Here is a 6,815-nt window from a genome sequence, read left to right on the forward strand (position 1 = left end):
GACAAGCTTCTGCTAACTGCCAATATCCGACAGGTTTTTCGGGACTGCCAAAATTCAAATTATCGGTAACAGCAATGGGTTCGGCACCGACACAACTCAGGTTTCTTGCTGCTTCTGCAACCACCGCTTTCGCCCCTTCGTAGGGATTCAAATAAACATAACGAGAATTACAATCAACCGTCGCCGCAACGCCCCGTTTATAGTCTACTTTTGTCTGATTCTCAAAATAATTAACTGGACGTAACCGCACAATTGCCGCATCTCCGCCTCCGGGTAAAATAACCGTGTTATTTTGAACTTGATGATCATATTGTCGATAAATCCAACGTTTAGACGCAATACTGGGCGTATCTAACAACGCGAATAAAATTTCATTCCAGGTTTTAAAAGTATTTTGAATGTTAATCCCCGAAACCGTACAAGGCGGTAATAAATCCTCCGTCCATTCCCAAGCTTTACGGGCATATTCTGGGGCTTCGGCTAACAGTTCCCGATCATAAATTGGCGTGTTATCTGCTAAAGCTGTTGCTGGAATTTCTGCGGCAATTTCTCCTTTAAATAATATTCTGACAATCGATTCTTCGATTACCGTTCCCGCCACAACCGCTTGCAGTCCCCAGCGATGAAAAATATCAATTAATTCCTGTTCCCGCCCTTTTTGCCCTACAAATAACATTCGTTCCTGAGACTCAGATAACAAATATTCATAAGGCACCATTCCCGTTTCGCGAACCGGGATTTTATCTAAGTCTAATTCAATCCCAACGCCCCCATTTGCAGCCATTTCCGCAGTCGAACAGGTAATCCCCGCCGCCCCCATATCCTGGGCCGCCACCACCGCCCCGGTTTTAAACGCCTCCAAACAGGCTTCAACCAAAGATTTCTCTAAAAACGGGTCGCCCACCTGCACCGCCGGACGGTCTTCCATCGACTCATCGCTAAGTTCCGCACTGGCAAAACTGGCGCCGCCCATGCCATCTCGTCCGGTTGTCGAACCTACATACAGCACGGGATTACCGACCCCAGAAGCCCCCGATTTCACAATTTCCGACGTTTCCATCAAACCGATCGCCATCGCGTTTACGAGGGGATTTCCGGCGTAGGCGGGGTCAAAATAGACTTCACCTCCTACAGTCGGGACGCCGAAACAGTTGCCATAATGGGCAATTCCCGAAACCACGCCGTTAAAAAGGGTTCGGGTCCGGGCGTCGTCGAGGGAACCGAACCGCAGCGAGTTCAACACGGCGATGGGACGCGCCCCCATTGTGAAAATATCTCGCAAAATTCCCCCGACTCCGGTGGCGGCGCCTTGGAAGGGTTCAACCGCTGAGGGGTGGTTGTGGGATTCGATTTTAAACGCCAGTTGTAAACCTTCTCCGAAGTCTACCACACCTGCATTTTCACCGGGGCCAACTAAAATGCGATCGCCCGTCGTGGGGAATTGTTTTAACAGGGGACGGGAGTTTTTGTAGCAGCAGTGTTCGCTCCACATCACCCCAAACATACCCAGTTCCGCCTTGTTGGGGTGGCGTCCGAGGCGGTTAACGATTTCCTGGGATTCGTCGGGTTTGATGCCTTCGTCGGCAATTTCTTCGGGGGGAAAGGGGCAAGGGGTGGAGGTAGACATTTACAGGCGATCGCATTACATACAGCAGAATTATTTTACCGACATTTGGGCAACAGTTGAGCCAATAAAGTTAAAAAATTCCCTAAATTCACCGTCTGGGCGCAAGGCTTGCGCCCCTACTTTGCGGCTTAAAAAGATAGAATGAATTGGATTAGAATGATGTATATTTGTCGCTCAAAAACTGATTATGAAAGTCAAAGGAATTATTCGAGGTCAAACCATCCATCTTTTAGAACCGATATCAATTGAGGATGGAGTCGAAATATTTAGTCAATTCATGCAAACAATACATAAATTCAGAAAATAGTCCATCATTTGGTATTTGATCGTCGGCTAATAGTTCATCTTGAATTTTAATATTTTCTTCTAATAACTTGACGCTTTTTTCTTCACGATAAAGTTCTATTTCTAACTCGTAAATTTTACCTTTCAATCTCTTGATGATTTTATTTTTGTGTTTTTCACGACGATCAAGTTGTATTTTTAATCGGGCAATTGCATCTTTCAATACATTAAGTTCTTCTTCATAAATTTTTCTAACTCTAAAGTATTCTCTAAACAACCCCAGTGCTTGGTCTTCCGAATCAAATTCAAACCATTCGCCATGTTTTCTGCGATGTTGAAACATCTGATGCAATTTTCTTTCATCTTGCTTATAATTATTGGATTCAACGCAATCTAAAATATGAGTTTTGCATGGTGCCTGATTTTTTATTTCTTGAAAACGTCTCAAATAGTTTTTAGTGAACCCGATTTTACATCGGTTTAAGTCAGGGGCTGAAATCAGATAAACATATCCGGTTTGGGGTTGATCCATTAAAGAGCTATCATTGCTCTCTTTTTCATTTTCTAATTCTTCACTCATAATTTTAAACAGTTTATTATCTATTTGTCTTCTGTGGATTTAATACTGTCATTGATGATTGAGTCAAAAGGAAATAATCTGGGGAGGAGTGGAGGTGAACATCTCAGGGAAATCCGAGTTTGAACAGCAATATTATTTTAGGCAGATTTCGGGTATGTCGTAAGTGCTTGCGGGGAAAAGCGATCGCCGAAGCCAACATCAATCGTGGTGTTTTCCTGGCGGATATGGTAGAATATAGAATCAAACCCAAGCTGCGGGTTTCGTGACGTTGCGACCAAACTGGCGAGGGTCATCTTTTTTAGTTTCGGCTTGAAAATTCTCAATATGCTGACCAGTGTTCAAAATCCCCTGATTAAACAGCTTCGCAAACTACAACGAACCAAGGGGAGACGAGAACAACAACTATTCTTGTTGGAAGGAACACATTTAATTGAAGAAGCACTAGCGACACAATATCCGCTTCTAACGGTTTGTTATACTCCACAATGGCAAAATCGTTATCCTGCTCTTTGGGAAGGTGTTTGTCAAGCCGCTAGCCGCAGTGAAGAAGTCAATGAACGAGTCTTACAAGCGATCGCCACAACAGTTAACCCTGATGGGATTATTGCCACGGCTCCCCGTCCTCAACCCCAGACTGTAGCCATTAGCCAGATCGGACTCGCCCTAGAAACAGTACAAGATCCTGGGAATTTGGGAACAATGATTCGTACCGCAGCAGCAGCAGGTGTCGATGGGTTGTGGTTGAGTAACGATAGTGTTGATCTCGATCATCCCAAAGTGTTACGGGCTTCAGCAGGGGCGTGGTTTCGGCTACCGATGGCGGTTTGTGGTGATTTAACTGAGCAACTCACCCTCGCCCAACAGCAGGGAGTTCAGATTGTGGCGACTTTACCCGATGCTGATTTAACGTACTGGGAACTTGACTTTCAACAACCGACGATAGTATTACTGGGAAACGAAGGTGCAGGTTTATCGAGTTCACTCACCGCACTGGCAAATCAGCACGTTCAGATCCCTCTATCTGGAGGAGTTGAGTCCTTAAATGTGGCAATTTGTGCGGCTTTGATGTTGTATGAAGCTCAACGACAACACCAAAACCAAACACTAAATTTACCCTCAAATTTACCCTCATCCTAAGCCTCAGGAGGTTGAGGCGATTGATTTTGTAGGTATTGATCGATATCTGCGATCGCTTCTTCTAAAGCAGACAAATCAATAGGTTCAGGAGAAGGATTTTGAGTTTTTTTCGATTTCTTTGAACGAGTTGGGGCTGGTGGGATTGGTGGGGCTGGTGGGGCTGGTTCAGATTCAGATTCTTGAAAAGTTTCCAGCAATTGTTTTTCAAACGAGTTGAAAAAATTTTCAGCCGCATGACGACGTAAATCTTGCTGCTTTTTCTCATCCATAGCTGGGTGACTCCTTCAGTATTCAACAACAGGGCTTGATTTGTGAGCTTAGTTCATAACAATCTACAACTCAACCGGAAAAAACAGTAGAATGCACTGATTTGTAACTGTTACGATGACGTTAATCATCAAATCAAAGGTTCACTGTCGGTCTAATCTGCCCATACGGTAACACTTTCACCCTTATGGTGTTGAGTCTGTTCAAAGTAGTACAATGATTGGGTTGTCGCTAACACGCGCAGATCTATGTTACGAGTCTTTGTTGATTCAGACTTCTTAACTATTTTAGTGCAATTAGAACATTCGTCAAATATTGGTATCGGCTCGCATTTTGAATCGACTTTGGGCGGTTCGTGCTTTTTGCTCATGTTCTCAATATATTAACTCATTTGACCCCCGTTGACGACACAAATTTATTTGAGCGGTGACTCAAATGGATCGTGTCGCTTTTCTACCTCGGATTTTAAATTGCTTTGTTCTGATCTTTCCGTCCGATGTCTGGAATATTCAGGGAAAACCGATTATTGAGCTTCATTTGTTTTTTTCTGTTCTTCAAAGACTTTCCAAAGAATGGGTGAGAGATTGCTATCAAGACGACCTGAACGAATTAAATCTGCATAGGTATCGGCTTCAATATCAACCATTTCCTCTAATAATAGATTCAGACTGAGTTCTTGTAAAAAAGAATATTCAGCTTGCATCTTATCAATTTTTTCTTGAATGGCTTTTAACTCTTGATTGACTAAATCGGCTTGATATCGATAAAACTCCGGGTCAGTTTCTTGTCTACGAATTACCTCAGTTAAATGATTTTGAACGCGGTTTAAAGCCACACGACGAGCGATCAATTCTTGATATTCTTGACGCAGGGGTTGATCGCCAATTAACCCCAATTTTTCGAGTAATGATTGAGTCGTTAAGCCTTGAACTAATAGCGTAAATAAGACTACACCAAATACCGTCGCAATAATCTCATCGCGTTGTTGTAAAGCAGTCGGGACACTCAAAGCCAACGCAATAGAAACTGAACCTCTTAAGCCTCCCCACCACAGAACCGTCTGGATTTTGAAATCAATTTTAGAATTGGCGAACCCATTACTAATCGCACTTAACCCATAGGTACTAATCGCTCGGGTTAAAACCATTCCCCCAATTGTAATCAGGATCGGTTGAATATTAGCAGCTAAATTGGGAAATTGAATCTGATCGCCGATTAACAAAAAAACAATTGAATTGACAAAAAACGCTAAAAACTCCCAAAATTCACTGACAATAATTCGAGTTCGGGGGTTCATCCCAATGCGAGAACCAAAGTTCCCTAAAATCAAACCCACAGTAACGACTCCAATCACACCCGAACCGCCTAACGTCTCTGTTACCACATAAGTTCCGTAGGCTGAAACAAGAGTTAAAGATTGTTCAACTAAGGGAGAATCAAACCGTTGAGTTAGATAGGATATCCCAAATCCAATTAAACATCCAACACCCCCTCCAATCCCAACAAAAGTAAAAAATTGGAGTAAAGTTTGGGAAACCGAAAACTCGCTGGTTCCCATCGGTATTCCGACTAACAAACTAAAAGCAACAACTGCTACCCCGTCGTTAAATAAACTTTCTCCTTCCATCAGGGTGCGTAAACGTTGGCCAGCGCCTAATTCTTTCAGCAACGCCACCACAGAGATCGGATCAGTCGCCGATAGACTCGCCCCGACTAATAAAGCGATCGCCAGGGGAATTCCTGCAAACCAATTTAACCCAAACGCGATCCCCACAACAGAAATAATCACCCCAACAATGGCAAATAAGGTAACGGGAACTAAATCTCGTTTCAACTCTCGCCACTTCATATTCCAACCCGCTTCAAAGAGTAAGGGGGGAAGAAAAATTTCTAAAATCAGTTCCGGGGAGAGATTAACGAGGCGAATGTCCTCAAACGCCAGAATTGATCCAACAATCACTAACAGCAGAGTGAAGGGAATGCGACGAAACCATACAAATAGGCGGGAGATGGTGGCTACACTGAGAGAAACCAGTAGAACTAATAAAAATTGCTCTAGGTTTTGCTTGATGGCGATTTCACTTAGGGCAGTTTCTGGAGTCATGGGATTTAGGATGTTGGGTTAAAGCCAAAAACACGAATATCATACCAAGCTCTGGGGATTTTACCCCAACTAAAAGCCGACTATCCTCTCGCAGATGAGAGAACAGTCGGCAATGATTGAGATGTTATGGGTTGTTTATAGCCTTATCTACTGAGAAAGCCTTGAACTTGTCTGAGGGCAGCGGCTCCAATATTAAAGACAGCCCAGCCTCCAGCGATCGCGATCGGCAGTAAGACTACAACGAGACGAAAATCAAAATCCATTTGCTCTCCTCCAGTTTCTTAAAAAAATTCTCATAACTTTATTTTTATCTCATTTTTCGGTATTGCTCAATAAAAATTTTTATAGGCACTCGGGGAGACAGTGACCAATGACCAGTTTTCAGTGAACAGTTTCTCCCCCTGCACCCCCCAGGGCCGTGCGCGTTCTAGCCCTAAAACTTGATTTGTGGGGAGGTGGGGAGGTAGGGAGGTAGGGAGGTAGGGAGGTAGGGAGGTAGGGAGGTAGGGAGGTAGGGAGGTAGGGAGGTAGGGAGGATTTTTATTCATAAAAAGTTATTTTTCATCGGAAAAAAGTCCTCTGCCCACCACCCCCGGAACCCCCGGAACCCCCGGAACCCCCGGAACCCCACCTCCCCCGGAACCCCACCTCCCTATTCCCTCTTGCCTGCGGCAGTGCATTCCGCACCAATTCAGATGCGGTGAACGGATGACTTAGAATGAAACAGCCCTGCCTGCACCCCCATCTCCCCCGGAACCCCACTTCCCTACCTCCCCCGGAACCCCCGGAACCCCCGGAACCCCACTTCCCTACCT

Annotated in this window: 7 protein-coding genes; 2 read left to right on the top strand and 5 right to left on the bottom strand. The window is 44.4% G+C overall.

Annotated features, from left to right (window positions below):
- Both purL and M595_RS26615 read right to left on the bottom strand, forming a co-directional pair.
- Positions 1–1,627 (bottom strand): phosphoribosylformylglycinamidine synthase subunit PurL (gene purL / locus M595_RS26610; protein ID WP_023069696.1); only part of this gene is annotated, 1,627 nt, incomplete at its 3' end.
- Between the two features lie 241 nt (positions 1,628–1,868).
- Complete coding sequence (locus M595_RS26615; protein ID WP_023069699.1) at positions 1,869–2,492, bottom strand: GIY-YIG nuclease family protein; 624 nt, start codon at positions 2,490–2,492, stop codon at positions 1,869–1,871.
- Positions 2,493–2,611: 119 nt separating this feature from the next.
- On the opposite strand from M595_RS26615, the gene M595_RS31350 reads away from it, so the two are divergent.
- A complete protein-coding gene (locus M595_RS31350; protein ID WP_023069700.1) occupies positions 2,612–2,758 on the top strand; it encodes a hypothetical protein in 147 nt (48 codons plus the stop codon).
- Between the two features lie 58 nt (positions 2,759–2,816).
- Positions 2,817–3,629 carry a TrmH family RNA methyltransferase gene (locus M595_RS26620; RefSeq protein ID WP_023069701.1) on the top strand — a complete coding sequence of 271 codons (813 nt, stop codon included), beginning with the start codon at positions 2,817–2,819 and terminating at the stop codon, positions 3,627–3,629.
- Here M595_RS26620 and M595_RS26625 read toward each other — a convergent pair.
- The 3 genes from M595_RS26625 to M595_RS26635 form a co-directional block, all read right to left on the bottom strand.
- Positions 3,626–3,898 carry a hypothetical protein gene (locus tag M595_RS26625; protein ID WP_023069697.1) on the bottom strand — a complete coding sequence of 91 codons (273 nt, stop codon included), beginning with the start codon at positions 3,896–3,898 and terminating at the stop codon, positions 3,626–3,628. The genes M595_RS26620 and M595_RS26625 overlap by 4 nt on opposite strands.
- Before the next feature lie 521 nt (positions 3,899–4,419).
- On the bottom strand, positions 4,420–6,000 hold the full coding sequence (locus tag M595_RS26630; protein ID WP_023069702.1) for a Na+/H+ antiporter: 1,581 nt from the start codon (positions 5,998–6,000) through the stop codon (positions 4,420–4,422).
- Positions 6,001–6,143: 143 nt separating this feature from the next.
- Positions 6,144–6,263, bottom strand: a complete 120-nt coding sequence (locus tag M595_RS26635) for a photosystem II protein Y (RefSeq protein WP_023069698.1) — start codon at positions 6,261–6,263, stop codon at positions 6,144–6,146.
- Positions 6,264–6,815 lie beyond the last annotated feature (552 nt).

Origin of the sequence: Lyngbya aestuarii BL J (assembly GCF_000478195.2) — a bacterium.
Classification (GTDB): Bacteria; Cyanobacteriota; Cyanobacteriia; order Cyanobacteriales; family Microcoleaceae; genus Capilliphycus; species Capilliphycus aestuarii.

Bases quoted from the DNA above. Each gene is read 5' to 3' on its own strand.
- M595_RS26615 (WP_023069699.1), bottom strand. From the start codon at position 2,492: ATGAGTGAAGAATTAGAAAATGAAAAAGAGAGCAATGATAGCTCTTTA.
- M595_RS26625 (WP_023069697.1), bottom strand. From the start codon at position 3,898: ATGGATGAGAAAAAGCAGCAAGATTTACGTCGTCATGCGGCTGAAAAT.
- M595_RS26630 (WP_023069702.1), bottom strand. From the start codon at position 6,000: ATGACTCCAGAAACTGCCCTAAGTGAAATCGCCATCAAGCAAAACCTA.
- M595_RS26635 (WP_023069698.1), bottom strand. From the start codon at position 6,263: ATGGATTTTGATTTTCGTCTCGTTGTAGTCTTACTGCCGATCGCGATC.
- M595_RS26620 (WP_023069701.1), top strand. From the start codon at position 2,817: ATGCTGACCAGTGTTCAAAATCCCCTGATTAAACAGCTTCGCAAACTA.